The organism is Sphingomonas sp. PvP056 (assembly GCF_040549155.1).
In the GTDB taxonomy this organism is placed as follows: Bacteria; Pseudomonadota; Alphaproteobacteria; order Sphingomonadales; family Sphingomonadaceae; genus Sphingomonas.
On the sequence record NZ_JBEPST010000003.1, the window covers coordinates 535,016 to 562,004 of the forward strand.

Consider the following 26,989-nt stretch of genomic DNA (forward strand, 5'->3'; position numbering starts at 1 on the left):
CCGACGATTTCAATGTGAGGGGCGTTCCATGCAGGGCGATATCAAGGTCATCGAATACCTCAATCTGGCGCTCAAGAACGAGCTGACCGCGGTCAACCAATATTGGCTGCATTACCGGCTGTACGACCATTGGGGCGTGCGCAAGCTGGCGGCGTTCGAGCGCGAGGAATCAATCGACGAGATGAAGCATGCCGACTGGCTGTCGGAGCGCATCCTGTTCCTCGACGGTCTGCCCAACTTCCAGTTGCTCGGGCGGTTGCGGATCGGCGAAACGGTCGAGGAAGTGCTGAAGGCCGATCTGGCGCTCGAGATGGAGGCACTTCCGCCGCTGCGCGACGCTATCGAACATTGCGAGAAGGTCCGCGACTATGTCAGCCGCGACCTGTTCCGCCGCATCCTCGACAGCGAGGAAGAGCATGTCGATACGCTGGAGCGCCAGTTCGAGATGATCGCGCGGATGGGGATCGAGAATTACGTCCAGTTGCAGAGTAGGCCTGCGGACGCGGAGGGGTAAAGGGTTTCCTTCCCCCTGCTGGCGCTTCCCCCTACTGGCCCTTCCCCGGCGAAGGCCGGGGCCCAGTAGCGAGGCAGAAGGTTGCTGGCGGCTGCGCCTAGTTACCTCGGCCATCGCTACTGGGCCCCGGCCTTCGCCGGGGTAGGCAAATATAAGGGGAAGCGCAGTAGGAAGGAGCGTGAGCAGCCCCCTACTCCACGTCCTTCCACGCCCCCCAGAAGTCCAACATCTTCGGCGTCAGCCATCCGTACGTGAAGTTGAGCATATAAAGCCCCCACAGCACGGTCGCCACGATCGTCACCCGCAACGCGATCCGCCCGGCGCGAAACTCGTGCGGCGCGCTGTCGGCCTGGCCGGGCACGCGCTCCACGCCTGCCTCGTCGGCGGTCTTCACCCCGAACGGCAGGACGAAGAACACCGAAAACGCCCAGAACAGGAAGTAGATCGCCAGCGCCGAAGTCCACCGCATGCCGTTCTCCTTCCCGTCCCAGAGCCTGCGGTCAGGCTTCGATCAACAACACATCAACGATCGGCTTCTTGCCGGTCCAGCGCGTCGCGACCTTGCGGGTCGCGAGACGGATCTGCTCGCGCATCTTGTCGCGGTCACGCCCGCCCTGCTTGACCGCCGCGATCACCGCGCCGATCGTCTCGTCGAGGAACGGCTCGCGGTCTTCCTCGACCGGAATGCCCTGGATGCGAACCTGCGGCTGGCCGATCATCCCGCGCTGGCCGACCGCGACCGCGACCGAGATCTGCCCGAACAGGCCGAGCTTGCGGCGCTCGTTGATCGTCGAGCCATCGCCCGGCAGGATCACGTCGCCATCGAGCACGAGACGACCCACAGCGGCATTGCCGATCTTGGTCGGGTTGCCCGGCGCGAGGCGGATGATGTCGCCGTTGGTCTGCACCACTGCGCGCGGCACGCCCTCGGACAAGGCAAAGCGCGCCTGCTCCATCAGATGGCGCATTTCGCCATGCACCGGCATCAGGATTTCGGGCTTCATCCAGCGATACATCTGGAGCAGCTCGGGACGACCCGGATGGCCCGACACATGCACATGCGCCTGGCGGTCGGTGATCATGATCACGCCCTTGGCGGCAAGCTGGTTCTGGATCCGCCCGATCGCGACTTCATTGCCCGGGATCTGCTTCGAGGAGAAGACGACCGTATCACCCTGGTCGAGCGAAATCGGATGCTGGCCGTTCGCGACACGCGCGAGCGCTGCGCGGTCCTCGCCCTGCCCGCCGGTCGCGATGACCAGCACCTTGTCGCGCGGCAGCCGCATTGCGGCCTCTGCGTCGATCGTATCGGGGAAGTCCTTGAGATAGCCGGTCGCGCGCGCAACCTTGAGGATGCGGTCGAGCGACCGACCCTGGACCGACAATTTCCGCCCGGTCTCGATCGCGACCTTGCCGAGCGTGTGGAGACGCGCGGCGTTGGACGCGAACGACGTCACCAGCACGCGGCCCTTGGCCTTGCCAATCACGTCCATCAGGCCCGACAGCACGTCGCTCTCGGAACCCGACGCGTCGTTGTTGAACACGTTGGTCGAATCGCACACCAGCGCGAGAATGCCGTCCTTGCCGATCGCCGCGAGCTGGTCGGGCGTGGCGGGGCTGCCGATGACGGGTGCCGCATCGAGCTTCCAATCGCCGGTGTGGAAGATACGGCCATAAGGCGTATCGATCAGCAGCGCACTCGCCTCTGGGATCGAATGCGACATCGGCACGAAGGTGATGCCGAACGGCCCGAGGTCGAACGGCGCATCCGGCTGGATCACGCGGAGCTTGACGCGGCTGGCGTTGCCTTCTTCCTCGAGCTTGCCGCGGATCAGGCCCGCGGTGAACGGCGTCGCATACAGCGGCACGCCGAGGTCCTCGGCAAGATACGGCAGCGCGCCGATATGATCCTCGTGACCATGAGTCAGCACGATCCCGATCAGATCGTCGAGGCGTTCCTCGATGAATTGCAGGTCGGGCAGGATGACGTCGATGCCCGGATATTGCGGATCGGCGAAGGTGATGCCGCAATCGACCATCAGCCACTTGCCGTTGCAGCCGTACAGATTGACGTTCATGCCAATCTCGCCCGACCCACCGAGAGCCAGGAACAGCAGTTCTTTCTTAGGAGTAGTCACTAACGCTTTGTTCTTTCAATTGGACGCCGCCAGCTTCACAAGCGGCGCAGGGAGGGTGCGCTGGTGAGGCGCGATGAATATCGTAGAGGTCTGGGAAGCGGGGCACCGAGGTCGGCGCACGCACGCATGGACTCTAGGCCTGTATATGGGCGCGTTCCCACAAAATCGCCAGCCCCTGAATGGTGAGATCGGGTTCGATCGCGTCGAACGCGTCGGTACGCTGTTCGAACAGCACCGCGAGCCCGCCGGTCGCAACCACGGTGCACGGGCGACCGACCTCCGCCTTCATCCGCGCGACCAGCCCCTCGATCATCGCGACATAGCCCCAGTAGATGCCGATGTGCATTTGCGTGACCGTATCGCGCCCGATGACGCTGGTGTCGCTGGGGGCCTCGATCGCAATCCGCGGCAGCTTGGCGGCGGCGGTGACGAGCGCGTCGAGCGAGAGGTTGATCCCCGGCGCGATGATCCCGCCCTTATACGCACCGGTATAATCGACGACGTCGAAGGTCGCTGCCGTGCCGAAGTCGATCACGATCAGGTCGCCCGAATGCCGCGCATGCGCTGCGATCATCGTGACGGCACGGTCCGCGCCGACGCTCTTGGGCTCGAGCACATCGAGCTGCATGCCCCATTCGACTGGTGCCTGCCCGGCGATCAGCGGCTCGCTGTCGAAATATTTGCGCGCGAGCGTCTGGAGGTTGTGGAGCGCGCGCGGGACGACGGTCGCGATGATGACGCCCGTCACCTGCTTGCGGTCATAGCCTTCGAGGTTGAGCAACTGGCTGAGCCACACCGCATATTCGTCCGCGGTACGGCGCGGGTCGGTGGCGATGCGCCAGCGTGCCTTGATCGTGGAGCCTTCGAGCAAAGCGAAGACGATGTTGGTGTTCCCGGCGTCGATGGCGAGCAGCATGGCTGGAGAGAAGCCCTTCAGAGGAGGAACACGTCGCCCGCGTGAATGACACGCGCGGTGCCATCCGCCAAGCGCAGGATGAGCGCACCGTCACTGTCGAGCCCGTTGAACAGCCCATCGGTCGCACTGCCATCGGGCAGCCGCGCGGTGAGCGCGGTGCCGATCGGGTGCGCGCGTTCGAGCCAGCGGGTGCGGACGGGCGCGAGGCCCTGCCCGCGCCAGATGCCCAGCCAGCGGCCGAAGGTGTCGGCAAGCGTTTCGGCGAAGTCGGCGGGATCGGGGGTTGCGCCGTGTGCGGTGAGGCTGGTGGCACGGCGGTCGGTGTCGGTCGGGTGGTGCGCGAGGTTGACGCCGATCCCGACGACGATCGCATCACCGGTGCGTTCGAGGAGGATGCCGGAGATTTTTGCGCCATCGATGAGGAGGTCGTTGGGCCATTTGAGCGCCAAGCTACTGGCAGGTCCTTCCCCGCTACTACTACCCCGGCGAAAGCCGGGGCCCAGTAGCGAGGCCGGAGTTTGCTGGCTGCTGCGCCCAGTTACCTCGACCACCTCGACTGGGCCCCGGCCTTTGCCGGGGAAGCGTGCAGGTAAAGGAAGGTACGCCCGGACCACTTCCTCCAGCGCAACCGCAGCCACCAGCGCGAGCGTAGCCGCCGCAGGATCCCCGCCCCGCACGCGCACCACTGTCGACCCGTAGAAATTGCCGACCGGCGAAACCCAGAGCCGCCCTTGCCGCCCGCGCCCGCCAGTTTGCCGCTCGGCGCGCAGCCAGATCCCCTCGGAGATCCCGCTGCGCGCCAGATCGAGCACGTCGGCATTGGTAGACCCCGTCTCGGCGACGGTACGAACCCGCTCGCTCAGAACAGCGCCTTCGCCGCAACCATCGTCGCGCCACCGAGGCTGGCAAGGCCAAGCCAGCCGAGCGGCGAGATCGCCGCGGCCATCACCGCGATCAGCCCGCCCTCGACCGGGTCGGTGCGAACCGCAAGCGGTGCGCCCTCAACCGTCTCAGCAGGTGCATCAATGTACATCACCTTGACGACGCGCAGGTAATAGAAGGCGCCGATCACCGAAGCGACGAAGCCGACCACCGCCAGCGGGTACAGCCCGGCAACGATCGCCGCCTGGAATACCGCGACCTTGGCGTTGAAGCCGAGCATCGGCGGGATGCCCGCGAGCGAGAACATGAAGATCGCCATCGCCAGCGCGAGACCGGGTCGCGTTCGCGACAGGCCCGCGAGCGCGGTGATGCTCTCGACCGGTTGCCCCGCCGCGTCCTTCATCTGAAGGACGATCAGGAAGCTGCCCAGCGTCATGACGACGTAAACGGTGAGGTAGAACAGCACCGCCGCGACACCCGCCTGCGTGCCGGCCGCGAGACCGATCAGCACGAAGCCGACATTGTTGATCGACGAATAAGCGAGCAGTCGCTTGATGTTGGTCTGCCCGATCGCCGCGACCGCACCGAAGATGATCGACGCGAGCGCCGCAAAGATCACGATTTGCCGCCACTGGTCGGTCGCCGGACCCATTGCCTCTACCGCGACACGAACCGACAGCGCGACCGCTGCCACCTTGGGGGCGGAGGCGAAGAAGGTTGTCACCGGGGTCGGCGCGCCTTCGTAAACGTCCGGGGTCCACATGTGGAACGGAACGACGCTCATCTTGAAGGCGAGGCCAGCGAAGACGAACACGAGGCCGAAGGTCAGCCCGAGCGAACGGCCTGCACCATAAGCGGTCGCGATCGACGAGAACATCGTCGTGCCGCTGAAACCATAGACCAGCGAGATGCCGTACAGCAGGATCCCGCTCGCCAGCGCGCCGAGCACGAAATACTTGAGGCCAGCTTCTGCCGAGCGCGTGTCGCGCCGCATGAAGCTCGCGAGCACGTAGGCCGCGAGGCTCTGAAGCTCGAGACCGACATACAGCGTCAGCAGGTCGCCCGCCGACACCATCATGCTCATGCCTGCTGCGGAGAGCAGGATCAGCACCGGATATTCGGGACGGAGATCGTCGCCCCGGCCAGCCGCGAAGAAGCGCGGCGCGATCAGGATCGCAATGGCCGAAGCGCCGAAGATCAGGACCTTGGCAAACGCGCCGAAAGCATCGGCGTTCACCAGCCCGCCGAATGCCGCGCCACCATAAGAGGCAGGCCCGGTCAGCGCGATCATCGCGCCCACAAGGACTGCAACCGCCGCGATCGACACCATCCGCGTCGATGCCTGGCCACCCCAGGCCGACACCAGCATCAGAGCAATCGCACCCAAGGCGAGAATCGCCTCGGGAAGAACCATCAGCATCGACGAGTTCATGGCCGTGCCTCCGCATGATGAACGGGCAGCGCAATCGCCTTGCCCGGCGTCGGCAGCGAGTCACCCGCCGGGGTGGCACGCGAGATGCGCGCTTCCAGCGTGGCGACATCCTTGCGCATCGGCGCGAGGAAGCTCTCGGGATACACGCCCATCCACAGCGCTACCGCCGCAATCGGGGCCAACAGCGCAATTTCACGCAGCGAAAGATCGGGCATTGCGCGCACATCGTCCTTGGTCAGATCGCCGAATACGACACGGCGGTAGAGGTAAAGCATATAAGCAGCCCCGAGGATGATCCCGGTGGTGCACAGTAGCGTGATAGCGGTCGAAACCTGATACGTCCCCGCCAGGCTGAGGAACTCGCCAACGAACCCGCTCGTGCCCGGAAGCCCGATCGATGCCATCGTGAAGAACAGGAACAGCAGAGCGTAACGTGGCATGTTGATCGCGAGACCACCATAACGCGAGATCTCGCGGGTATGGAGCCGGTCGTAGATCACGCCGACGCACAGAAACAACGCGGCCGAAACGAGGCCATGCGACAGCATGACGATCATCGCGCCCTCGATCCCCTGGCGGTTGAACGCGAACAGTCCGATCGTCACGATCGCCATATGCGCGACCGAGGAATAAGCGATCAGCTTTTTCATGTCCGACTGCACGAGGGCCACCAGCGAGGTGTAGATCACCGCGATCGCCGATAGACCGAGCACCAGCCACGTCAGCTGCGCCGACGCTTCGGGAAACATCGGCAGCGAGAAGCGGAGGAAGCCGTATCCGCCGAGCTTGAGCAGCACGCCCGCAAGAATGACCGAACCTGCAGTCGGCGCCTGGACGTGCGCGTCGGGAAGCCAGGTGTGGAACGGCCACATCGGCATCTTGACTGCGAACGACGCGAAGAACGCGAGCCACAGGAAGGTCTGCGCACGGACCGGGAAGTCGGTCCGCAGCAGCGTCGGAATGTCGCTGGTCCCTGCGAAGTTCGCCATCCACAGCATCGCCACCAGCATCAGAACCGAGCCGAGCAGCGTGTAAAGGAAGAATTTGTACGAGGCGTAGATGCGGTTCACGCCGCCCCAGATGCCGATGATCAGATACATCGGGATCAGGCCGGCTTCGAAGAAAATGTAGAACAGGAACAGGTCCTGCGCCGCAAACGTGCCGATCATCAGCACTTCGGTGAACAGGAACGCCGCCATATATTCCTGGACGCGGTTGGTTACCGCGACCCAGCTCGCCCCGATGCACACCGGCATCAGGAACACACTGAGCATCACCAGCAGAAGCGCGAAGCCATCGAGGCCGAGCTTCCAGCTGAAGATGCCGAGGTTGCCGGCGTCTTCGACGAACTGCCACTGCGCACCGCCGATATCGTAGCTGGTCCACAGCCCGATCCCGAGGACGAGATCGATCAGCGTCGCGATCAGCGCGATCCAGCGCGCGCCCTGCGCGCTGGTGAAGAGACAGGCCACGGCCGCGATCGCAGGGATCGCGAGCATGATGGAAAGGATAGGAAAGCCGCTCACTTGCTCGTCGCCCAGATGTTGATCGCCCAGGTCACGGCTCCGGTCAGACCGAGCAGCATGACGAACGCATAAGTGTAGACATATCCCGACTGGATCCGACCAGCGACACGCGAACTCCGCTCGACGATCCATGCCGAGCCGTTCGGCCCGAAGCGATCGATCGTCTTCTCGTCACCACGGTGCCAGAACAGTCGACCGATGGCGAACGCCGGCTTCACAAACAGCAGATCGTACAATTCGTCGAAATACCATTTGTGGAGCAGGAAGTCGTAGATCGGCGCGTAGGTCTCGGCGAGCTTCTGCGACACACCCGGCGAGCGGATGTAGAAGATGTACGCCCCGATCAGACCGGTCAGCATCGCGATCGTCGCCGACAGCTTCACCAGCAGCGGAACCTCATGCATTTCGTGCATCAGATGCTCGCGGAAGGCGATCGCACCACGCCAATATTCCTCGCCCGCGGTTGGCTCGATGAACGCGCCGTGGAAGACGAACCCTGCCGCGATCGCACCGATCGACAGGACGATCAGCGGGATCAGGATCGGGAACGGGCTCTCGTGCGGATGATAGCCACCCGTGCCGTCGCCCTTGGTCGTGAACACCGGATGCAGCGGGACAGCATGGCCGTGCGCGCCGTGTGCATGGTCGTCATGACCGTGCGGCTCGCTGCCCTGCCCTTCCTCTGCGGCTTCCCCGTGATGCGCGTGCGCAGCAGTGGTGCCGTGATCGTCATGGCCAGCATGGACCGCGTCATGGCCGTGGCCATGGGCGTCATGAATGGCATGCTGGATATGCTCGGATTGCTCCCAGCGCGGCTTGCCCCAGAAGGTGAGGAACATCAGCCGCCACGAGTAGAAGCTCGTCAGTAGCGCAACAATGATCCCGACGATCGACGCGCCGTGATTGCCCGAAGCCCAGGCCGCCTCGATGATCGCGTCCTTCGAGTGGAAGCCTGCGAAACCGATCGCAAGCGTGTTGCCGAACACTGCGGGGATGCCGACGCCGGTGATCGCCAGCGTGCCCATCATCATACCCCAGAAGGTGATTGGGATGCTTTTCCGCAGGCCGCCATAATAGCGCATGTCCTGCTCGTGATGCATCGAATGGATCACCGAACCGGCACCAAGGAACAACAGCGCCTTGAAGAAGGCGTGCGTGAACAGGTGGAACATCGCCGCGCCATAGGCACCGCAACCAGCAGCAAAGAACATGTAGCCGAGCTGCGAGCAGGTCGAATAGGCGATGACGCGCTTGATGTCGGTCTGCACCAGCCCGACGGTTGCCGCGAACAGGCAGGTCGCAGCCCCGACCGTCATCACGACCGTCAGCGCGAACGGCGACGTCTCGAACATCGGCGAGAGGCGGCACACCATGAACACGCCCGCGGTGACCATCGTCGCCGCGTGGATCAGCGCCGACACCGGGGTCGGGCCTTCCATCGCGTCCGGCAACCACGTGTGGAGGCCGAGCTGTGCGGACTTGCCCATCGCGCCGACGAACAGCAGCAGGCACAGCACTGTCATCGTGTCGAAACGACCACCGAAGAAGCCGATCGTCGAACCGGCCATCCCGGGCGCGAGCCGCAGGATTTCGGGGATCGAGACGGTGTTGAACACCAAGTAGGTGCCGAAGATGCCGAGCATGAACCCGAGATCGCCGACGCGGTTGACGACGAACGCCTTGATGGCTGCCGCATTGGCGCTGGGCTTGCGGAACCAGAACCCGATCAGGAGGTAGGATGCGAGACCCACGCCTTCCCAGCCGAAGAACATCTGAACAAGGTTGTCCGCGGTCACCAGCATCAGCATCGCGAAGGTGAACAGCGACAGATACGCGAAGAAGCGCGGCTGGTCCGGGTCTTCCTCCATATAGCCCCAGCTATACAGATGGACGAGTGCCGACACCGACGTGATGACGACGAGCATCACCGCAGTCAGTGCGTCAACGCGCAGCGACCAGTCGATCACCATGTCGCCGGAATGGATCCAGTCGAGCACCGGAACGACCGTCGCTTCGCCACCACCGAGGTAGTGGATGAAGATCGGCCAGCTCAGTGCGCACGACGCGAACAGCGCGCCGGTCGTCACGATCTTGGGGAGCGCGGCGCCGAAGCCCTTGTTCGCGAACCCTGCGATCAGCGACGCGAGCAGCGGCAGGAAGACGATGAGAAGAATCGAATGCACGTAACTTACCCCTGCATCCGGTTGGCGTCGTCGACCGAGATCGTCCCGCGGCTACGGAAATAGATGACGAGGATGGCAAGCCCGATGGCCGCCTCACCCGCCGCGACCGTGAGCACGAACATCGCGAACACCTGTCCGACGAGATCGTGAAGATAGCCCGAGAAGGCGACGAAGTTGAGGTTCACCGCGAGCAGGATCAGCTCGACCGCCATCAGCATGACGATGAGGTTCTTGCGGTTGGCGATGATGCCAAGCACGCCGAGCGCGAACAGGATCGCCCCGACCACGAGATAATGGCCCAGGCCAATCACAGGTCGATCCCCTTACCGACGGTTGGTTGCATGTTGCGCGTGGCATCCTGCGGACGCCGCGCGTTCTGGCGCGAGACGTTCTGGGCGCGGGCACCCTTGCGTTCACGGTGCGTCAATACGATCGCGCCGATCATGGCGACCAGCAGGACGAGGCCAGCCCCTTCGAACACGAACAGATAGCGCGTGTAGAGTACCATGCCGAGCGCCTGGATGTTCGAGATCGTCGTCGGCGTGGGCGCGGCCCGGCGCGCGAGTTCGATCGTGCCGGCACTCCACGCACCGAAAGCGAGCATGATCTCGGCGGCAAGGCCAACCGCGAACACTGCGCCGATTGCCGCATAGCGGGCGAACCCGGCGCGCAGCTCGGCGAAATCGATGTTGAGCATCATCACGACGAACAGGAACAGCACAGCGACTGCACCGACGTACACGATGACGAGCAGCATCGCGATGAACTCGGCGCCGACGATCACCATCAGCCCGGCTGCGTTGAAGAAGGCCAGAATCAGCCACAACACGGCATGAACCGGGTTGCGCGAGGTGATGGTCAGCGCGGCTGACACGATCACAATCGCTGCGAAGAGATAAAAGGCGAGTGCCTGGATCACGGTTTTCTACGGCCCCTCAGAGTCGGTGCGGCGCTTAACGGTACGGTGCGTCGGCGGCAAGGTTTGCCGCAATGGCACTTTCCCACCGATCGCCGTTCGCGAGCAGCTTCGCCTTGTCATAAATCAGTTCTTCGCGCGTCTCGGTCGAATATTCGAAGTTCGGACCCTCGACCACCGCGTCGACCGGGCAGGCTTCCTGGCAAAGGCCGCAGAAGATGCACTTGGTCATGTCGATGTCGTAGCGCGTCGTGCGGCGCGAGCCGTCGTCCCGCGGTTCGGCCTCGATCGTGATCGCCTGCGCGGGGCATACGGCCTCGCACAGCTTGCACGCGATGCAGCGTTCCTCGCCGTTGGGGTAGCGACGAAGCACGTGCTCGCCGCGGAACCGCGGGCTGATCGGGTTCTTCTCGAACGGGTAGTTGATCGTCGCTTTCGCCTTGAAAAAGTATTTCAGGGTCAAGGCGTGCGCCTTGACGAATTCCCAAAGCGTATAGGACTTGATGATCTGGGCGACGCTCACGAGCGTTTCTCCATCTGGTTCACGGACGCGGCCTGGCACACGCCATCGGTTGGATAGCGCGGACGGCCATCATCGTAGAGATATTGCTTGGTATAGACCCGGTTCTCGGGAGCGCAGTCGGTACCGACGCGCGTGAGCATCAGCACGCCCGACACCATGAACACCCAGAACAGCGACAACGGCAGGAAAATCTTCCAACCCAGCCGCATCAGCTGGTCATAGCGATACCGCGGCACGGTCGCCTTCACCCAGCTGAACAGGAAGAAGAAGAACAGCATCTTGGCGAACAGCCAGAGGATCCCCGGAACGACGTACAGCGGTGCCCAATCGAACGGCGGCAGATACCCGCCCCAGAACAACGTCGCGTTGAGCGCGCACATCAGGATGACGTTGGCATATTCGCCAAGCCAGTAGAGTGCGAACGACATCGACGAATATTCAGTCTGGTACCCGGCGACCAGCTCGCTCTCCGCCTCGGTCAGATCGAACGGTGCACGCTGCGTTTCCGCCAGCGACGAGATGAAGAACACCACCGCCATCGGGAACAACAACGGGTTGAGGAAGAAGCCATTGACCGGCGTCCCCAGGACACTTTTCTGCGCCTCAACGATGTTGGTCAGGTTAAAGCTGCCGCTCCACAGCACGATCGAGATCAGCACGAAGCCGATCGCGACTTCGTACGACACCATCTGCGCCGCCGCGCGAATCGCAGAATAGAACGGGTATTTCGAGTTGGACGACCAGCCAGCGAGGATGATGCCATAAACGCCCAGCGACGACGCCGCGAGCACGTAGAGCAGCCCGACGTTGATGTCAGCAAGCGCCGCGCGCGCATCGAACGGCACGACCGCCCAGACGATCAGCGCGACCGTAAAGGTGATGATCGGCGCGATGAGGAACAGCGTCTTGTTGGCTGCCGACGGGATGATCGTTTCCTGAAGGAAGACCTTGAGCCCGTCCGCGAACGACTGCAGCAGCCCGAGCGGACCCACGACGTTCGGGCCACGGCGCAGCGCCATCGCCGCCCAGATCTTGCGATCGGCGTAGATGATCATCGCGACCGCGAGCATGAGCGGCAACGCGATCAGCAGAATGTCCATGAGCGTGGCGAGCGTCCACGCCCAGCCGTAGGGCAGGCCGAAGCGATAGGTGAAGAAAGAGGTCATGCTGCCAATTCCCCTTCCCCGACGCGGGCCAGGGCCCGGTCGGGAAGGTTGTCGTTACCGCGCGCTGTGTCCAGCCGATCGGCTGCCCACAATTGGGCCCCGGCCTTCGCCGGAGAAGAAGAAAGCGAAGAGGCAAAAGTCATTCCGCTGCCTCCGCAAATTCATGCCCGTGGACCAGTTCCGCCGAACACCGCTGCATCGTCGGGCTCGCCCGGCAGATCGCGTTGGTGAGGTAGAAGTCCTTGATCGGATAGCCGGTAAGCGTGCCCGAGGCCGCTGCGTTGAGCGCAGGCGGCGCCCAGTCGAACGTGGCCAGGCCGAGCGTCGCAAGGGCGGGCGTATCGGTCGCCATGTTCGCGCGAAGCTGCTCGATCGTGTCGAAGGGCAGCGTTTTGCCCATCATGCCCGACAAGGCGCGCAGGATCGTCCAGTCCTCGCGCGCGTCGCCCGGCGGGAACACCGCACGTTCGCCACGCTGAACGCGACCCTCGAGGTTGACGTACGTCCCCGACTTCTCGGCATAGCTAGCACCCGGCAAAACGACGTCGGCGGACGCCGCGCCCTTGTCGCCATGATGGCCGATGTACACCTTGAACGTGCCTTCGAACGCGCCAAAATCGACCTCGTCCGCGCCCAGGAAGAAGGCGAGCTTGGGCTTGGCAGCGATAACATCCGCGATGCCGCCCTTCTGCGCATAACCGAGCATCAACCCGCCCATGCGGCTCGCCGCCATGTGGAGCACGTTGAAGCCGTTCCACCCGTCCTTGACCAGACCCAGCGGCGAAACCAGCGCGAGCGCCGCGCCCAGCGACTTGAGTGCCGCCCCGCCGACGATCATCATCGGACGCTCGGCCTTGGCGAACGCCTCGGTCACGGCCTCCGGCAGATTACCGAGCATGCCGAGATCCTCGCCGAGCCATTCGACCTTATAGGTCAGCTCGGTTTCCGGCCCGATCGCGAAGACCTTGGCCCCGCGCTTGATGGCTTTGCGAATCCGCGTGTTTACCAGCGGCGCTTCCCAGCGCACGTTGCTGCCCACGATCAGGATCACGTCGGCCTGTTCGGTGCCTGCGATCGTCGTGTTGAAATTGACCGCGGCCAGATTGGTCGTGTCGTAATCCATGCCGGTCTGGCGGCCTTCGAGCAGGGTCGACCCCAAGCTGCCCAGCAGCGCCTTGGCGGCATACATCGTCTCGCAATCGACCAGATCACCCGCGATCGCCGCAATGCTCGAACCCGCATCGACCTGCGAAATCGCGAGGAACGCGGCATCCCACGAGGCTTCGGTCAGGCGGCCGCCTTTACGGATATATGGCTTGTCGAGACGACGACGGACCAGGCCGTCAACCGCATGGCGCGTCTTGTCGCTCGCCCATTCTTCGTTCACGTCCTCGTTGATCCGCGGCACGGCGCGAAGCACCTGGCGACCCCGGCTGTCGAGCCGGATGTTGGTGCCGACCGCGTCCATCACGTCGATCGTCAGCGTCTTGCGCAGTTCCCACGGACGCGCCTCGAACGCGTACGGCTTGGAGGTCAGCGCACCGACCGGGCAGAGATCGACGACGTTGCCCGACAGTTCGCTCGTCACGGCATGTTCGAGATAGGACACGATCTGCATGTCCTCGCCACGCCCGATCGCGCCGATTTCCTCGACGCCCGCGACTTCCTCGGCAAAACGGATGCAGCGCGTGCACTGGATGCACCGCGTCATCACCGTCTTGACGATCGGCCCCATATACTTCTCGGTGACCGCGCGCTTGTTCTCGTCATAGCGCGACTGGCCGCGCCCATACGCGAGGCTCTGGTCCTGCAGGTCGCATTCGCCACCCTGGTCGCAGATCGGGCAATCGAGCGGATGGTTGATCAGGAGGAACTCCATCACCCCTTCGCGCGCGTTCTTGACCATCGGCGAGTTGGTGAAAATCTCCTGCTTGTCCGCCGCCGGCAGCGCGCACGATGCCTGCGGCTTCGGCGGTCCGGGCTTCACCTCGACCAGGCACATGCGGCAATTGCCCGCGATGCTGAGGCGCTCGTGATAGCAGAAGCGCGGGATTTCCTTGCCCGCGATCTCGCACGCCTGGAGCACGGTGGCACCAGCCGGCACTTCGACTTCGACGCCGTCGACTTTGACAATAGGCATTATTCAGCCGCTTCCATCATCGGGCTCAGCCCGCCGCCACGCTTCTCGGTGATCCGCCGCTCCATCTCGGGGCGGAAGTGCTTGATCAGGCCCTGGATCGGCCAGGCCGCCGCATCGCCGAGCGCACAGATCGTGTGGCCCTCGACCTGCTTGGTCACCTGATACAGCGTATCGATCTCGGAAATGTCCGCGTCGCCGGTGCGCATCCGCTCCATCACGCGCCACATCCAGCCGGTGCCTTCGCGGCACGGCGTGCACTGGCCGCAGCTCTCATGCTTGTAGAAGTAGGAGAGACGGCTGATCGCGCGGACGATGTCGGTCGACTTGTCCATGACGATGATCGCCGCGGTGCCCAGACCCGAACCGACCTTCTTCAAGCCGTCGAAGTCCATCGGGCAGTCCATGATCTCCGCAGCCGGAACGAGCGGCACCGACGACCCGCCCGGGATGACCGCGAGCAGATTGTCCCACCCGCCGCGAATCCCGCCGCAATGCGTCTCGATCAGTTCGCGGAAGGTGATGCTCATCGCCTCCTCGACGACGCACGGCTTGTTCACATGCCCGCTAATCTGGAACAGCTTGGTACCGCGATTGCCCTCGGCGCCGAAGCTCGCGAACCACTCGGGCGAGCGGCGCAGGATCGTCGGCACGACTGCGATCGACTCGACGTTATTGACCGTCGTCGGGCAGCCATAGAGCCCCGCCCCTGCCGGGAACGGCGGCTTGAGCCGCGGCTGGCCCTTCTTGCCCTCGAGGCTCTCGAGCATCGCGGTCTCTTCGCCGCAGATATAGGCACCCGCGCCGCGGTGGACGAAGACGTCAAAGTCATAGCCCGAGCCGCTGGCGTTCTTGCCAATCAGGCCCTTATCATACGCCTCGGCGACCGCGGCGAACAGCACTTCAGCCTCGCGGATATATTCGCCGCGGATGTAGATGTAGGCAGCACGCGCGCGCATCGCATAGCCAGCGATCAACGCGCCTTCGATCAGCTTGTGCGGATCGTGACGGATGATCTCGCGATCCTTGCACGACCCCGGCTCGGATTCGTCGGCGTTGATGACGAGGAAATTCGGCCGGTCCGGCTTGGGCTCCTTCGGCATGAACGACCATTTCGTGCCGGTCGGAAAACCAGCACCACCACGGCCACGCAATCCCGACGCCTTGACCGCGTCGATCAATGCATCCTGCCCGCGTGCCATCAGGCCCTTTGTATCGTCCCAATCGCCACGCTTGATCGCGGCCTCGAGGTTCCACGGCTGGAAGCCGTAGACGTTGGTGAAAATGCGGTCCTTATCGGCGAGCATCAGGCCCACTCCCCCCGATAGTCATGGTTCTCGTCGACCATCGCGACGAGATTGGTCGGGCCGCCTGCCGCGCAGCTGTCGCGCCGCCCGGTCTGCGATCCCGGCGTGACCGGCGTGCCGTTGGCAAGCGCCTCAAGCAAGGCGCTCGTCCGGTCGTAATCGAGATCTTCGAAGTTATCGTCGTTGATCTGGACCATCGGCGCATTGGCGCAGGCGCCCAGGCACTCGACTTCGGTCAGCGTGAACATGCCGTCCGGGGTCGTGCGCCCCTTGATCAGCCCCTTGTTCTTGCACGCGGCGAGAACGTCGTCGCTGCCGCCAAGCAGGCACGGCGTCGTGCCGCAGACCTGGACGTGGAAACGGCCGACCGGCGCCATATTGAACATCGTGTAGAAGGTCGCGACCTCATAGACGCGCATGTACGGCACGCCGATCTGGCGCGCGACGAACTCGATCACCGGAACCGGCAGCCAACCTTGCGTCTGCGTTTCCTCACCGACCTGGCGCTGTGCCAGGTCTAGGAAAGGGATCGACGCGGATTGCTCTCGGCCCTTGGGATAGCGACCGAGGATCTCGTTCGCTTTCTTCTGGCTTTCGTCGTTCCACGCGAATGCACCCCAGCGGGCGCGGGTCTCGGCTTCGTCGGGGATCTTGGGAGCTTCAGCCATTATCGGTCACATTCACCAAAAACGATATCCATCGCGCCCAGGATCGCCGTCGTATCCGCAAGCATGTGGCCCTTCGACATGAAGTCCATCGCCTGCAGATGCGAGAACGCCGTCGGGCGGATCTTGCAGCGGTACGGCTTGTTGCTGCCATCGGCGACCAGATACACGCCGAACTCGCCCTTGGGACTTTCAGTCGCGACATAGACGTCACCCGCCGGCACGTGGAAGCCTTCGGTGTACAGCTTGAAGTGATGGATCAGCGCTTCCATCGACCGCTTCATTTCGGCACGCTTTGGCGGCACGACCTTGCGATCGAGCGACGCGATCGGCCCCTCGGGCATGTCGCGGAGGCACTGCTTCATGATCTTCGCGGACTGACGGACTTCCTCGACGCGCACCATGAACCGGTCATAGCAATCGCCACGCGTACCGACCGGTACGTCGAACTCCATGCGGTCGTACACATCATAAGGCTGCGACTTGCGCAGATCCCAGGCGATGCCCGAACCGCGGATCATCGGGCCGGAAAAGCCCCATTTGATCGCATCGTCACGGCTGACCACCGCGATATCGACGTTGCGCTGCTTGAAGATGCGGTTGTCCGCGACGAGTGAAATCGCATCCTCGAACAGTCGCGGCAGGCGCGTGTCGAGCCAGTCAGCGATGTCCGCGAGCAGCTTGACCGGTGCGTCCTGATGGACGCCGCCGGGCCGGAACCACGCCGCATGCATCCGTGCGCCCGAAATCCGCTCGTAGAAGTTCATGCAATCCTCGCGGATCTCGAACAGCCACAGGTTCGGCGTCATCGCGCCGACGTCCATGACGTGCGAGCCCAAGTTGAGCATGTGGTTCGAAATGCGCGTCAGTTCAGCAAACAGCACGCGAAGATACTGTGCGCGGATCGGAACTTCGAGATCGAGCAGCTTCTCGACCGCGAGCACATAGCTGTGCTCCATGCAGAGCGGCGAGCAATAGTCGAGCCGGTCGAAATACGGCAGCGCCTGCATGTAGGTCTTGTATTCGATCAGCTTCTCGGTTCCGCGATGGAGCAGCCCGACGTGCGGATCGACGCGTTCGACGATTTCGCCGTCAAGCTCCATCACCAGCCGCAGGACGCCGTGCGCGGCGGGATGCTGCGGTCCGAAGTTGATCGTGTAATTCTGGATCTCGACGTCGCCGACCTCGGGCTTTTCGCCGTCGGTGTGACGTTCGAGCTGATCGAGATACTCGCTCACTGGTTCTGTCCTCCACCAGATCCACCGCCGCTGCCGGGGCTCGGCATAACGGCTGGATCGGCCGGCTTTTCACCTGCTCCGGGGCCGGACTTGCCCGCGCCGGATTGGCTGGTGTTTTCGGTAACCTTCGGGTCGCTCGGCGCCTGAGTCGGCGAGGATGCCGCATCGGCCTTGACGATGTCGTCAGCCTTTAGCGGCGTCGGCGCGCCCTTGGCCTCCGGAACCTTCGCCTTCTCGTCGCCCGGGAGCACGTATTCAGCACCCTCCCACGGGCTCATGAAATCGAAGCTGCGGAAATCCTGCGCCAGTGCAACGGGTTCATAGACCACGCGCTTGGCTTCCTCCGAATAGCGCAGTTCGACATAGCCCGTCAGCGGGAAGTCCTTGCGCTGCGGATGCCCACGGAATCCGTAATCGGTCAGGATTCGACGCAAGTCCGAATTGCCCGAGAACAGCACGCCGTACATGTCGTACACTTCACGCTCGAGCCAGCCCGCAACCGGCCAGATGCCCGTGACGGACGGCACAGGCTTCTCATCGTCGGTCTGGACGTGCACGCGGATGCGGTGGTTGCGCGTCAGCGACAACAGGCAATAGACGACCTCGAACCGCTCGACACCGCGGTCGGGATAATCGACGCCCGCGATTTCCATCAGCTGCTGATATTCGAGCCCCGGCGTGTCGCGCAACGCGATCATCGTATCGACCAGCGAGACGCGATCGACGTGCAGCGCGACCTCGCCAACCGCATCGAGCGAATGCAGCAAACGGCCGCCGAGCGCCGCAGCCGCCGCATCGATCACGCCGTCATTGGCGACATAGGCAGGTGCCGGCGCCTTCATCGTTCGATCGTCCCGACGCGACGGATCTTCCGTTGCAACTGCATGATCCCGTACAGCAATGCTTCCGCGGTCGGCGGGCAGCCGGGGACATAGATGTCGACCGGAACGATCCGGTCACAGCCACGAACGACAGAATAGCTATAGTGGTAATAGCCACCGCCATTGGCGCACGACCCCATCGAGATGACGTACTTCGGCTCGGACATCTGGTCGTAGACCTTGCGAAGCGCCGGGGCCATCTTGTTGCACAGCGTGCCCGCGACGATCATCACGTCCGACTGGCGCGGTGACGCGCGCGGCGCGGCGCCGAAGCGTTCGAGATCGTAGCGTGGCATGTTGACGTGGATCATCTCGACCGCGCAGCACGCGAGCCCGAAGGTCATCCACCACAGCGAGCCCGTCCGCGCCCACTGGAACAAGTCCTCGGTCGACGTGACGAGGAAACCCTTGTCGCCAAGCTCGCCGTTCAGATCGCTGAAGAACGCGGCGTCGGGCTTGACCAGATCCTGGCCCGGCAGGCCAGTCGTCGGATGAGTGAGTTCTACTCCCATTCGAGAGCTCCCTTCTTCCACGCGTAAACAAGGCCGAGCGCGAGTTCGGCAATAAACAGCATCATCGAGCCCCACGCGACCCAGCCGAGCTGGAACACGCTAACCGCCCACGGGTACAGAAACGCCGCTTCGAGATCGAAGATGATGAACAGGATCGCGACCAGATAGAACCGAACGTCGAACTGGCTGCGCGGATCTTCGAATGCGGGAAAGCCGCATTCATATTCGGACAGTTTCTCCGCGGTCGGTTTGTGCGCCCCGGTCAGGCGCGCAACGAGCATCGGCAGGAACACGAACGCGCTGGACAGCACGAGCGCGACGCCGAGGAACAACAGGATCGGCAGATATTGGGATAGGTCAACCAAGGGTGTTCTCGCATGTGCGAAGGGATGCCGAGGGCTTTAGGACCATGGGCTTTTAGGGGCAAGGGTTGCGGGCGTGAGAATGAATCGCAACAGGCGTTTGGAAGGGGTTTCTCACAGCGCCGCAACGCCCGGACTAACTTCCGTCAAGCCCGAGCAGGCGGGAATCCGTTGTTGCAGCGGCGGCAGGGGCGACCGAGGCCAGCCAATATGGATCCCCTCCCCGGCGAGGATGACGGAGTCGCGGGGAGCGCAACCGCGCCCCCGCCCCTCAGCGCAGCGCGCCAGCCAGCAGTTTGTGTAGTCGCGTCTGCAACCCGTCGTTCGCGGCAAGGAACTCGCTGCGTTCCATCATCTTCTCACCGCCGCGGAAGTCGGTGACGAACCCGCCCGCTTCCTTGACCAGCAACAAGCCGGCCGCGGCGTCCCACGCCTTGAGACCCGATTCCCAGTAGCCGTCGTACCGTCCGGCCGCGACCCAGGCGAGATCGAGCGCGGCCGATCCCATGCGTCGGATCCCAGCAACCTCGGGCGCAATCGCACCGAAGATGCGCGACCATTCGGCGAAATTGCCGTGACCGAGGAACGGAATCCCCGTCGCGATCAGCGAGTCGGCAAGGTCACGCCGTGCCGACACGCGCAACCGCTGTTCCTGCACCCACGCGCCCCGGCCCTTCTCGGCCCAGAACGCTTCGTCGGTGATCGGCTGATAGACCATCGCCGAGGTGATCTCGCGCTTGCCGTTGGGCATCGGCTCCTCGACAGCGATCGAGATCGCGAAGTGGGGGATGCCGTGGAGGAAGTTGGTCGTGCCATCGAGCGGATCGACGATGAAGCGCGGCTTGTTGGGGTCGCCTGCGACTTCGCCACGCTCTTCCATCAGGAAGCCCCAGTCAGGGCGTGCGCGCGACAGTTCCTCGTACAGCGTCTGCTCGGCGCGCTGATCGGCAATCGTTACGAAGTCGGCCGGGCCCTTGCGGCTGACCTGCAGCTGCTGGACCTCGTTGAAATCGCGGCGCAGACGCGGACCGGCCTTGCGGGCGGCGCGATCGATGACGGTCATCAGACCGGAATGGGAGGGCATAATCTTACTTTCTTTCTCCCTCTCCCCTTCAGGGGAGAGGGCAAGCGAGCGAAGCGAAGCGCGGGAGAGGGGCAGTGCAGAAACGAACGTCCGCGTTACTCCCCCTCTCCCCGGCCCTCTCCCCGCATGCGGGGAGAGGGAGAAGAAGCTATTCGGCGCGCTTCACGTAGGTCTGTTCGTACACGTCGACGACGATCCGCGTCCCCGCGCCGATATGCGGCGGGACCATCACGCGGACGCCATTCTCTAGGATCGCGGGCTTGTAGCTCGACGAGGCGGTCTGCCCCTTCACCACCGCATCCGCCTCGACGATCAGCGCTTCGATCGTATCGGGCAGCTGCACCGAGATCGGGCGCTCCTCCCACAGTTCCATCACGACATCCATGCCGTCCTGCAGGAACGCCGCCGCGTCACCTAGAATGTCCGCGTCGAGCGTGATCTGCTCGTAATTGATTTTGTCCATGAAGGTCAGCGTGTCGCCCTCGCGGAACAGGAACTGGAAGTCGACCGTGTCGAGCCGGACCTTCTCGAGGCTCTCGGCCGAGCGGAAGCGGACGTTGTTCTTCCGGCCGTCGATCAGGTTCTTCAGCTCGACCTGCATGTAAGCGCCGCCCTTGCCGGGCTGGGTGTGCTGGATCTTCACCGCACGCCAGATGCCGCCTTCATATTCGAGAATGTTGCCGGGACGAATTTCGACCGCGTTGATCTTCATGGGGTGAGCCTGCGTTGCAAAGAGCCATAGAGGAGACGCATTCATGCGTCTCCGTGGCGCGAGGCCTTAGCCGGGCAGCGGCTTCCCGGCAAGATAGGGGAACGGATCGACATCGGTCCCCTCGTACCAATGTTGCGCGGGATCGGTTCGGGTCAGGCCGAAGTGGAGATGGTAATTCCCCGCCCCCGCGTTGCCGGTATCCCCGACATATCCCAGCAGCTGACCATTGGTGATCGACTGCCCCTCGTGCAATCCAGGCGCATATCCTGCGAGATGCGCATAATAATGCGTCCAGGTCCGCGATGGAGAGCGAACATAGACGGTGATGCCGCCTGCACCGCTGTTCCACAATTTTTCGACCACCCCCGGCGCAGCTGCAACCACTGGCGTATTCGCAGCAGCCATCACGTCGGTGCCATGATGCTCGCGTGCGCCGTCCTCGCGCGCGTCGCCCCAGGAATCGTGAATGTCGCTCCGCGCAACACCCGACACCGGCATACCGAGCAGGATTGCCCTGCCCCGCCCCGCGCCAATATCAACCGGTTGCGGCTGCCATCGTACTGCCAGCCGCAACCGCGCGAGTGGCCCTTGCGCCGTTTCGGGCATTCCCGCCGGCGCGTCCGGCAACAGGACAAGCGCGCCAATCCAGAGCCCGACGACCGCAACCAGCAGCCCGAGCGCGACCAAGCCGATCCGCCGCATACCGAAGCCCGATCAGCTCTGGAACACGGCCGGCGTACCGGGCTTGACCATCATGGCGAGTCGCGCGGCATCCCAGTTGGTCAACCGGATGCAACCGTGGCTTTCCGCCCGCCCGATCGTCTCCGGAGAAGGCGTGCCGTGGATGCCGTAATGCGGCTTGGACAAATCAAGCCAGACAACGCCGACCGGACCGTTCGGCCCCGGGGGAAGGAGCGCTTGCTTTGCGCTCTTCTTCGCGTCCCAGAACAGGTCCGGGTTGAAGTGGAACTCGGGGTTATACGACGCGCCTTTCACCTTCCACGTCCCGATCGGAAGCGGATCATGCGTGCTCCCCATGGTCGCCATGAACTGCGCGACCAGCTTCCCGTCCTTGTCGAGCACGCGCAGAACTTCCTTCGACTTCGAAACGACGATTTTCGCCCCGACCGGCTGGGTCGAGTCGACGTTGAGGTCCGTGAGTGTCTTGCGCCATGCCTCGGGCAGCTTCGCGTCGTAGGCGCGCCCCGTCGTGATGGCGTTGGGAACGACGATCTGCGTTCCGGCGGTCAGCTTCGTGTTCGGGCTGTTGAGCTCGAGCAGCACCGCAGGGGTCGTGTGGAACATCTCGCCCAGCTTCTCCATCACGGTCTTGTATCCGAGCGCGGGGAGCTTCGACTGGAGTGCCGGGTCCTTCGGCAACGGGTTGGTGTAGGGGCCGGCAAGGATGTCGTCGTTCAGCGTAATCCGTTGCGTCGGGCGAAACGCCCGGTGCGGGTACAGCGCCTGCAGCGTTTTCTGATCAAGCTTGCCGGTCTTGGGCAACCCCTGCACTTCCTGGAAACCGTTGAGTGCTGCCGCGAACGACTTGCCTTCGCGTCCGTCGAGCACACCCGGTGAAAAGCCGAGATGATCCAGAATCACCTGCGCGTGAAGGATCGACAGATCGAGCCGAGTCGGGATCGACGAATTGGCCTGTGGCGCATTCGTTCCTGCCGCGGTGGCACTCATGAGACCAACCGGGGCCAAGGCCAGACAAGCCAAGCCGGTGAAGGTTTTTAGCACGGTTTCAGTCCCCTACATGCAACGCCATGGACATAACGACAGATCGACCACTTGGCTCCGTTACGAATACGAAATGTCTGGAGCCGCTTTCCCGCCGCGCTTTTCTGGGCGGTGCGATCACGGGCGCGGCGTCCATGGCGCTGCCCCTCCCCGCGATGGCAAAGGGGATCGAATGGCGGCTTGCGATCCGCAACGTCCACACCAACGAGACGGTGGATGCGGTGTTTGCACGATCGGGTCAGTTCGTGGCCGCGGGACTTGCCGAACTGAACCACGGCCTGCGCGATTGGCGCACCGGCGAGACGATCGGAATGGACCGCCGCTTGCTCGCTCTGCTGGTCTCGCTTCGACAGAAGCTGGAACTCAGTGGCAATCGCAAGATCGACCTGATCTCCGGCTATCGGTCACCCAAGACCAATGCCCGGCTCCGGTCTGCGGGTGGCAAGCACACCGGCGTCGCCCATATGAGCCAGCACATGCTCGGCAAGGCGACCGACATCGTCGTGCCGGGCGTTTCGCTCGACCGCCTGCGGGGCGCAGCGCTTGCCCTGGGTGGCGGGGGTGTCGGCTATTATCCGCGCGATGGTTTCGTCCACGTCGACACCGGACGGGTACGACACTGGTAGGCTGTCCATCCCGTTTGCCCTGAACGCCGTCGAAAGGTCGACCCTGCTCAGCGCAAACGGAGGGATCCGTAGCCAGCTGGCACCGGTTCGTTACCGGGCCAGTGCCGCCTCGAATGCTTGCACTGCGGCGGCTTCATCCCCGCCCCAGACGGCGTGTGACACGGCGAGGAAGTCCGCTCCCGCCGTGACGAGGGCCGGCGCAGTAACCGGCGTGATCCCGCCGATCGCGACGCACGGGATTTCGAACACGGTCGACCACCAGCTGAGCAAAACGGGATCAGCGACATGTTCGGTCGTTTTCGTCACCGTCGGATGGAACGCGCCGAACGCAACATAGTCCGCCCCCGCCTCGCCGGCTTCCATCGCAAGATGTCGGCTGGCGTGGCACGTCACGCCGATCTGCGCCGCCGCACCCAGCTCGCTGCGGGCTTCCTGCGGATCACCGTCGTCCTGCCCGAGGTGCACGCCGTCCGCACCAAGGCGCTTGGCCAGCGCGATGCTGTCGTTGACGATGAACGCGACGTCGGCATCCGCGCAGATCCGCTGCAACGGCTCGGCGAGCGCGGCCGCGCTGTGCTGATCGATGTCCTTCACGCGGAATTGAAACGCGGCGACAGGCCCCGCCTCGAGCGCGCGTTTCAGCCGATCGGGAAACGCGCCGCCGACGTCCAGCGGCGAGACGAGATACAGCTGACACGGTGGGCGCCGGTAGTCGCGCTGGAATTGCGCACCGAAATTGGGGTCGAGCGGGCCGAGCGGGTCTTCAATGTCCATGCGCTGCCGATAGCGCCGCGATCGCGGCATGGAAAGCCACGGGATCATCGAGCTTGTGCGCAATCGCCGATACAGGCGTGCCGCGACGATGCTGGACCGGCGGGTCGAGGTCGAGCCAGACATTCGGCCAACCGATCAGTGCGAAGTTGACGACGCCCCGCTGCTTGAGTGTGGCGGCATCCCAAGTCCGGCCGGTCCCGGCGATCTGCGCAACCGGGACCGTCAGCGATTTCAGGAACCCCGTCCGCATCATCAGCACGTCAGCCGTCAAAACGACCGGCAACCGTTTGAACGACCGCAACAGCAACGTGAGATAAAGAACCGCGGCAACGTCGACGACGCCGACGAGGATCGCGACGGTCCACCCGAACGCCGCGACCAGCACGAGATGCACGACGAGCATCTCGACCACCGCGATCCCGAGCAGCACGCCTATCATCGGGCCGAGGCTCCGATGATAGGCGAACGCCGCTGTGTTTTACGCCTCGCCCTTGTAGATCGCGATGATCTTGGCGAGCATTTCCAGTGCCTCCGCGCGCGGGCGCTGGAAGGTGTTGCGGCCGATGATCGACCCGTTGCCGCCGCCGGCGAGAATGTCGCGCGCATCCTGATAGACCGCATCCGACCCCTTGGACGCACCACCCGAGAAGACGACGATCCGGCGTCCGGCGAAGCTCGACTGCACGACGTGACGGACACGGTCCGCCTGATTGGACCAGTCGGTGCCCTCGTACATCGGCTTGGCGTCTTTCTGCTCGATATGATCGCTCGGCAGCTTCACCTTGATGATGTGCGCGCCCAGCAATGCCGCCATGTGCGCGGCATAGGCGCCGACATCGAGCGCGAGCTCGCCCGACTTGGGCAGCATCCCGCCGCGCGGATAGGACCAGATGACGGTTGCGATGCCAACCGACTTGGCCTCGGCGGACATTTCGCGGATTTGGCCGATCATGTCGAACAGATCATCCGACCCCGGATAAATGGTAAAGCCGATCGCGGCACAACCCAGGCGAACAGCGTCCTCGACCGAGGCGGTTACGGCCTGATTGGCACCCTGCGCCCAGCTGTTCGAGCTGTTGACCTTGAGGATCGTCGGGATCTGCCCAGCGAACGTCCCTGCTCCTGCTTCGAGCATCCCGAGCGGCGCGGCATAGGCCGAAAGCCCTGCGTCGATCGCGAGCTGATAGTGGTAATGGGGGTCGTATGCAGCGGGGTTGACCGCGAAACTGCGCGCCGGGCCATGTTCGAAGCCCTGGTCGACGGGCAGGATGACGAGCTTTCCGGTGCCGCCCAGCTTGCCCTGCATCAGGATGCGGCCAAGGTTGGTCTTGGTTGCGGGACTGTCCGATTCGTACTTGTCGAGAATGGCTTGGACGGCTGGCGTCATGGTTTGGGTCCTCCACGAGAATGTTTGGCGGCGTGATACCCAGCCGCCCGCGCTACTGCAACGCGCCATTCCCTCAGCGAGGCCAATTCAGCGGCTTAGCTCTTGCTATTTCACGCGGGGCAGCGTTTTCGCGCTTCGATGAGCCAAGCCGACACCCACGATCTCTCGCCCGCAGTGACGCTGCTCATGGCGGTCGCCTGCGGGGCGATGGTTGCCAACCTGTATTACGCACAGACGCTGATCGAGCAGATCGGGGCCGACATCGGCCTGTCCGCGGGATTGGCGGGGACGATCGTGACGCTGACGCAGTTGGGCTACGGACTGGGGCTCGCCTTCATCGTGCCATTGTCGGATCTGGTCGAGAACAAGCGTCTCATTCTCATCTCGACTGCGGGCGCAGTCCTAGGCTCGCTCGGCATCGCGCTCGCGAAGGGCCCGGGGACGTTCCTTGCCGCAGCATTGGTAACAGGGGTGTGCTCGGTCGGCGTACAGGTGCTCGTGCCGCTCGCTGCGAAGCTCAGCAGCCAGGCGCGGCAAGGGCGCACGATTGGGCTGGTGATGAGCGGCCTGCTGACCGGCATCATGCTCGCGCGGCCGATCGCCAGCTTCGTCGCCGGATTGGCGGGGTGGCGTGCGATGTTCTTCCTGTCCGCAGGAATCACCGCGTTGGTGGGCGTCGCGCTATTGACGATGCTGCCTGCGCGCCGCCCCGACAGCACATTGCGTTATGGTGCGCTGCTGAAATCGTCGGTCGACCTGCTGCGACGCTATCCCGTGCTGCGGTTGCGCGCCGCCTATCAGGCGTTGCTGTTCATCGCGTTCAACATGTTCTGGACCGCAGCGCCGATCGTGCTGACCCAGCGGTTCGGGCTTGGCGCGAACGGTGTTGCGCTGTTCGCATTGGCCGGTGCCGGCGGCGCGCTGATCGCCCCCGTCGCCGGATGGCTGGCGGACCGCGGGCTGTCGCGCAGCACGACGTTCGGGGGGCTCATGCTGTTGACGTTGTCGTTCCTCGGATCCGACATGGTCGTCGCCGCGGGTAGCCTGATCGCATTCGGGGTCAGCGCCGTGCTGATCGATGCGGCGGTGCAACTCAACCAGATCTCGGGGCAGCGGATCATCTTCGGGCTGGACCCCAATGCCGGCGGACGGATCAACGCTGCTTATATGACGATCGTATTCGTCTTCGGTGCGACCGGATCGGTGATTGGCAGCGCCAGCGTGGCGTCGGGCGGATGGGGCCTGACCAGTGTGATCGGCGCTGCGATCGGCGGAGTCGGATTGACCTTGTTCCTGCTGTTCGATCGGCGACGGCCCGAAAACCGATAAGCAGTCGCGCTGCCCGGCATCGTGATGACCGCGGTC

At 63.8% G+C, this 26,989-nt stretch carries 28 protein-coding genes; 3 read left to right on the forward strand and 25 right to left on the reverse strand.

All coding sequences use genetic code 11. The features are described from left to right. Positions 1 to 28: 28 nt before the first annotated feature. Positions 29 to 514, forward strand: a complete 486-nt coding sequence (gene bfr / locus ABIC17_RS10070; RefSeq protein ID WP_354281463.1) for a bacterioferritin — start codon at positions 29 to 31, stop codon at positions 512 to 514. A 190-nt stretch (positions 515 to 704) separates the two neighbouring features. Here the strand turns inward: bfr and ABIC17_RS10075 are convergent, their stop codons facing one another. The 22 genes from ABIC17_RS10075 to ABIC17_RS10180 form a co-directional block, all read right to left on the reverse strand. Then, entirely contained in the window at positions 705 to 983 is a 279-nt protein-coding gene (locus ABIC17_RS10075; RefSeq protein WP_131528475.1) for a DUF1467 family protein, read from the reverse strand. 31 nt (positions 984 to 1,014) lie between these two features. Then, positions 1,015 to 2,592: a ribonuclease J gene (locus ABIC17_RS10080; protein ID WP_354281673.1), complete on the reverse strand. Its 1,578-nt coding sequence runs from the start codon at positions 2,590 to 2,592 to the stop codon at positions 1,015 to 1,017. Between the two features lie 193 nt (positions 2,593 to 2,785). Continuing rightward, positions 2,786 to 3,568, reverse strand: coding sequence for a type III pantothenate kinase (locus ABIC17_RS10085; protein ID WP_354281466.1), 783 nt, complete (start codon positions 3,566 to 3,568; stop codon positions 2,786 to 2,788). A gap of 17 nt (positions 3,569 to 3,585) precedes the next feature. Continuing rightward, complete coding sequence (locus ABIC17_RS10090) at positions 3,586 to 4,380, reverse strand: biotin--[acetyl-CoA-carboxylase] ligase (protein ID WP_354281468.1); 795 nt, start codon at positions 4,378 to 4,380, stop codon at positions 3,586 to 3,588. A gap of 47 nt (positions 4,381 to 4,427) precedes the next feature. After that, entirely contained in the window at positions 4,428 to 5,882 is a 1,455-nt protein-coding gene (gene nuoN / locus ABIC17_RS10095; protein WP_354281470.1) for an NADH-quinone oxidoreductase subunit NuoN, read from the reverse strand. Then, positions 5,879 to 7,408 (reverse strand): NADH-quinone oxidoreductase subunit M, encoded by a 1,530-nt coding sequence (locus ABIC17_RS10100; protein WP_354281472.1) that lies wholly within the window; start codon positions 7,406 to 7,408, stop codon positions 5,879 to 5,881. The genes nuoN and ABIC17_RS10100 overlap by 4 nt, the downstream gene beginning before the upstream one ends. After that, positions 7,405 to 9,591: an NADH-quinone oxidoreductase subunit L gene (nuoL, locus tag ABIC17_RS10105; RefSeq protein ID WP_354281474.1), complete on the reverse strand. Its 2,187-nt coding sequence runs from the start codon at positions 9,589 to 9,591 to the stop codon at positions 7,405 to 7,407. The genes ABIC17_RS10100 and nuoL overlap by 4 nt, the downstream gene beginning before the upstream one ends. A 5-nt stretch (positions 9,592 to 9,596) precedes the next feature. After that, positions 9,597 to 9,902, reverse strand: coding sequence for an NADH-quinone oxidoreductase subunit NuoK (nuoK, locus tag ABIC17_RS10110; protein WP_010187224.1), 306 nt, complete (start codon positions 9,900 to 9,902; stop codon positions 9,597 to 9,599). Continuing rightward, positions 9,899 to 10,510, reverse strand: a complete 612-nt coding sequence (locus tag ABIC17_RS10115) for an NADH-quinone oxidoreductase subunit J (protein WP_354281476.1) — start codon at positions 10,508 to 10,510, stop codon at positions 9,899 to 9,901. The genes nuoK and ABIC17_RS10115 overlap by 4 nt, the downstream gene beginning before the upstream one ends. Positions 10,511 to 10,544: 34 nt before the next feature. Next, positions 10,545 to 11,030, reverse strand: coding sequence for an NADH-quinone oxidoreductase subunit NuoI (gene nuoI, locus ABIC17_RS10120; RefSeq protein WP_354281478.1), 486 nt, complete (start codon positions 11,028 to 11,030; stop codon positions 10,545 to 10,547). Next, on the reverse strand, positions 11,027 to 12,196 hold the full coding sequence (gene nuoH / locus ABIC17_RS10125; RefSeq protein WP_354281480.1) for an NADH-quinone oxidoreductase subunit NuoH: 1,170 nt from the start codon (positions 12,194 to 12,196) through the stop codon (positions 11,027 to 11,029). The genes nuoI and nuoH overlap by 4 nt, the downstream gene beginning before the upstream one ends. 139 nt (positions 12,197 to 12,335) lie before the next feature. Beyond that, positions 12,336 to 14,336 carry an NADH-quinone oxidoreductase subunit NuoG gene (gene nuoG / locus ABIC17_RS10130; protein ID WP_354281482.1) on the reverse strand — a complete coding sequence of 667 codons (2,001 nt, stop codon included), beginning with the start codon at positions 14,334 to 14,336 and terminating at the stop codon, positions 12,336 to 12,338. Further along, on the reverse strand, positions 14,336 to 15,640 hold the full coding sequence (gene nuoF / locus ABIC17_RS10135) for an NADH-quinone oxidoreductase subunit NuoF (RefSeq protein WP_010216648.1): 1,305 nt from the start codon (positions 15,638 to 15,640) through the stop codon (positions 14,336 to 14,338). Before nuoF ends, nuoG begins: the two co-directional genes overlap by 1 nt. Beyond that, positions 15,640 to 16,308 carry a complex I 24 kDa subunit family protein gene (locus tag ABIC17_RS10140; RefSeq protein ID WP_354281484.1) on the reverse strand — a complete coding sequence of 223 codons (669 nt, stop codon included), beginning with the start codon at positions 16,306 to 16,308 and terminating at the stop codon, positions 15,640 to 15,642. The genes nuoF and ABIC17_RS10140 overlap by 1 nt, the downstream gene beginning before the upstream one ends. Beyond that, the gene (locus ABIC17_RS10145) at positions 16,308 to 17,543 is read right to left on the reverse strand and encodes an NADH-quinone oxidoreductase subunit D (RefSeq protein WP_354281486.1); all 1,236 of its coding nucleotides are present in this window, start codon (positions 17,541 to 17,543) and stop codon (positions 16,308 to 16,310) included. Before ABIC17_RS10145 ends, ABIC17_RS10140 begins: the two co-directional genes overlap by 1 nt. Beyond that, positions 17,540 to 18,385 (reverse strand): NADH-quinone oxidoreductase subunit C, encoded by an 846-nt coding sequence (locus tag ABIC17_RS10150; protein WP_354281488.1) that lies wholly within the window; start codon positions 18,383 to 18,385, stop codon positions 17,540 to 17,542. The genes ABIC17_RS10145 and ABIC17_RS10150 overlap by 4 nt, the downstream gene beginning before the upstream one ends. Next, positions 18,382 to 18,936 (reverse strand): NuoB/complex I 20 kDa subunit family protein, encoded by a 555-nt coding sequence (locus ABIC17_RS10155; RefSeq protein WP_354281490.1) that lies wholly within the window; start codon positions 18,934 to 18,936, stop codon positions 18,382 to 18,384. Before ABIC17_RS10155 ends, ABIC17_RS10150 begins: the two co-directional genes overlap by 4 nt. Continuing rightward, entirely contained in the window at positions 18,927 to 19,301 is a 375-nt protein-coding gene (gene ndhC, locus ABIC17_RS10160) for an NADH-quinone oxidoreductase subunit A (RefSeq protein ID WP_354281492.1), read from the reverse strand. The genes ABIC17_RS10155 and ndhC overlap by 10 nt, the downstream gene beginning before the upstream one ends. A gap of 268 nt (positions 19,302 to 19,569) precedes the next feature. After that, a complete protein-coding gene (locus ABIC17_RS10165) occupies positions 19,570 to 20,382 on the reverse strand; it encodes an inositol monophosphatase family protein (protein WP_354281493.1) in 813 nt (270 codons plus the stop codon). A gap of 148 nt (positions 20,383 to 20,530) precedes the next feature. Then, positions 20,531 to 21,094 (reverse strand): elongation factor P, encoded by a 564-nt coding sequence (efp, locus tag ABIC17_RS10170; RefSeq protein WP_010216636.1) that lies wholly within the window; start codon positions 21,092 to 21,094, stop codon positions 20,531 to 20,533. A gap of 66 nt (positions 21,095 to 21,160) precedes the next feature. Then, the gene (locus ABIC17_RS10175) at positions 21,161 to 21,796 is read right to left on the reverse strand and encodes a M23 family metallopeptidase (RefSeq protein ID WP_354281496.1); all 636 of its coding nucleotides are present in this window, start codon (positions 21,794 to 21,796) and stop codon (positions 21,161 to 21,163) included. Between the two features lie 12 nt (positions 21,797 to 21,808). After that, positions 21,809 to 22,783, reverse strand: a complete 975-nt coding sequence (locus ABIC17_RS10180; RefSeq protein WP_354281498.1) for a L,D-transpeptidase family protein — start codon at positions 22,781 to 22,783, stop codon at positions 21,809 to 21,811. Positions 22,784 to 22,971: 188 nt separating this feature from the next. Here ABIC17_RS10180 and ABIC17_RS10185 point away from each other — a divergent pair, with 188 nt between their 5' ends. Further along, the gene (locus ABIC17_RS10185) at positions 22,972 to 23,463 is read left to right on the forward strand and encodes a peptidoglycan L,D-endopeptidase MepK (RefSeq protein WP_354281499.1); all 492 of its coding nucleotides are present in this window, start codon (positions 22,972 to 22,974) and stop codon (positions 23,461 to 23,463) included. 90 nt (positions 23,464 to 23,553) lie between these two features. On the opposite strand, the gene thiE is transcribed toward ABIC17_RS10185, so the two are convergent. Genes thiE through ABIC17_RS10200 form a run of 3 tightly spaced genes read right to left on the reverse strand, consistent with a single transcriptional unit; the run spans position 23,554 to position 25,624 of the window. Then, entirely contained in the window at positions 23,554 to 24,237 is a 684-nt protein-coding gene (thiE, locus tag ABIC17_RS10190) for a thiamine phosphate synthase (RefSeq protein WP_354281501.1), read from the reverse strand. Further along, the gene (locus tag ABIC17_RS10195) at positions 24,227 to 24,676 is read right to left on the reverse strand and encodes a hypothetical protein (protein WP_354281502.1); all 450 of its coding nucleotides are present in this window, start codon (positions 24,674 to 24,676) and stop codon (positions 24,227 to 24,229) included. The genes thiE and ABIC17_RS10195 overlap by 11 nt, the downstream gene beginning before the upstream one ends. A 39-nt stretch (positions 24,677 to 24,715) precedes the next feature. After that, positions 24,716 to 25,624, reverse strand: a complete 909-nt coding sequence (locus ABIC17_RS10200; protein WP_354281504.1) for a class I fructose-bisphosphate aldolase — start codon at positions 25,622 to 25,624, stop codon at positions 24,716 to 24,718. A 138-nt stretch (positions 25,625 to 25,762) separates the two neighbouring features. On the opposite strand from ABIC17_RS10200, the gene ABIC17_RS10205 reads away from it, so the two are divergent. Then, positions 25,763 to 26,953 carry an MFS transporter gene (locus tag ABIC17_RS10205; protein WP_354281506.1) on the forward strand — a complete coding sequence of 397 codons (1,191 nt, stop codon included), beginning with the start codon at positions 25,763 to 25,765 and terminating at the stop codon, positions 26,951 to 26,953. The last annotated feature ends 36 nt before the right edge of the window (positions 26,954 to 26,989 follow it).

Bases quoted from the DNA above. Each gene is read 5' to 3' on its own strand.
- ABIC17_RS10075 (WP_131528475.1), bottom strand. From the start codon at position 983: ATGCGGTGGACTTCGGCGCTGGCGATCTACTTCCTGTTCTGGGCGTTT.
- nuoN (WP_354281470.1), bottom strand. From the start codon at position 5,882: ATGAACTCGTCGATGCTGATGGTTCTTCCCGAGGCGATTCTCGCCTTG.
- ABIC17_RS10080 (WP_354281673.1), bottom strand. From the start codon at position 2,592: ATGAACGTCAATCTGTACGGCTGCAACGGCAAGTGGCTGATGGTCGAT.
- ABIC17_RS10140 (WP_354281484.1), bottom strand. From the start codon at position 16,308: ATGGCTGAAGCTCCCAAGATCCCCGACGAAGCCGAGACCCGCGCCCGC.
- ABIC17_RS10180 (WP_354281498.1), bottom strand. From the start codon at position 22,783: ATGAGTGCCACCGCGGCAGGAACGAATGCGCCACAGGCCAATTCGTCG.
- efp (WP_010216636.1), bottom strand. From the start codon at position 21,094: ATGAAGATCAACGCGGTCGAAATTCGTCCCGGCAACATTCTCGAATAT.
- ABIC17_RS10155 (WP_354281490.1), bottom strand. From the start codon at position 18,936: ATGGGAGTAGAACTCACTCATCCGACGACTGGCCTGCCGGGCCAGGAT.
- ABIC17_RS10185 (WP_354281499.1), top strand. From the start codon at position 22,972: ATGGCGCTGCCCCTCCCCGCGATGGCAAAGGGGATCGAATGGCGGCTT.
- ABIC17_RS10165 (WP_354281493.1), bottom strand. From the start codon at position 20,382: ATGCCCTCCCATTCCGGTCTGATGACCGTCATCGATCGCGCCGCCCGC.
- ABIC17_RS10175 (WP_354281496.1), bottom strand. From the start codon at position 21,796: ATGCGGCGGATCGGCTTGGTCGCGCTCGGGCTGCTGGTTGCGGTCGTC.
- thiE (WP_354281501.1), bottom strand. From the start codon at position 24,237: ATGGACATTGAAGACCCGCTCGGCCCGCTCGACCCCAATTTCGGTGCG.
- bfr (WP_354281463.1), top strand. From the start codon at position 29: ATGCAGGGCGATATCAAGGTCATCGAATACCTCAATCTGGCGCTCAAG.
- ABIC17_RS10195 (WP_354281502.1), bottom strand. From the start codon at position 24,676: ATGATAGGCGTGCTGCTCGGGATCGCGGTGGTCGAGATGCTCGTCGTG.
- ABIC17_RS10085 (WP_354281466.1), bottom strand. From the start codon at position 3,568: ATGCTGCTCGCCATCGACGCCGGGAACACCAACATCGTCTTCGCTTTG.
- ABIC17_RS10205 (WP_354281506.1), top strand. From the start codon at position 25,763: ATGAGCCAAGCCGACACCCACGATCTCTCGCCCGCAGTGACGCTGCTC.
- nuoH (WP_354281480.1), bottom strand. From the start codon at position 12,196: ATGACCTCTTTCTTCACCTATCGCTTCGGCCTGCCCTACGGCTGGGCG.
- nuoG (WP_354281482.1), bottom strand. From the start codon at position 14,336: ATGCCTATTGTCAAAGTCGACGGCGTCGAAGTCGAAGTGCCGGCTGGT.
- ABIC17_RS10150 (WP_354281488.1), bottom strand. From the start codon at position 18,385: ATGAAGGCGCCGGCACCTGCCTATGTCGCCAATGACGGCGTGATCGAT.
- nuoF (WP_010216648.1), bottom strand. From the start codon at position 15,640: ATGCTCGCCGATAAGGACCGCATTTTCACCAACGTCTACGGCTTCCAG.
- ABIC17_RS10200 (WP_354281504.1), bottom strand. From the start codon at position 25,624: ATGACGCCAGCCGTCCAAGCCATTCTCGACAAGTACGAATCGGACAGT.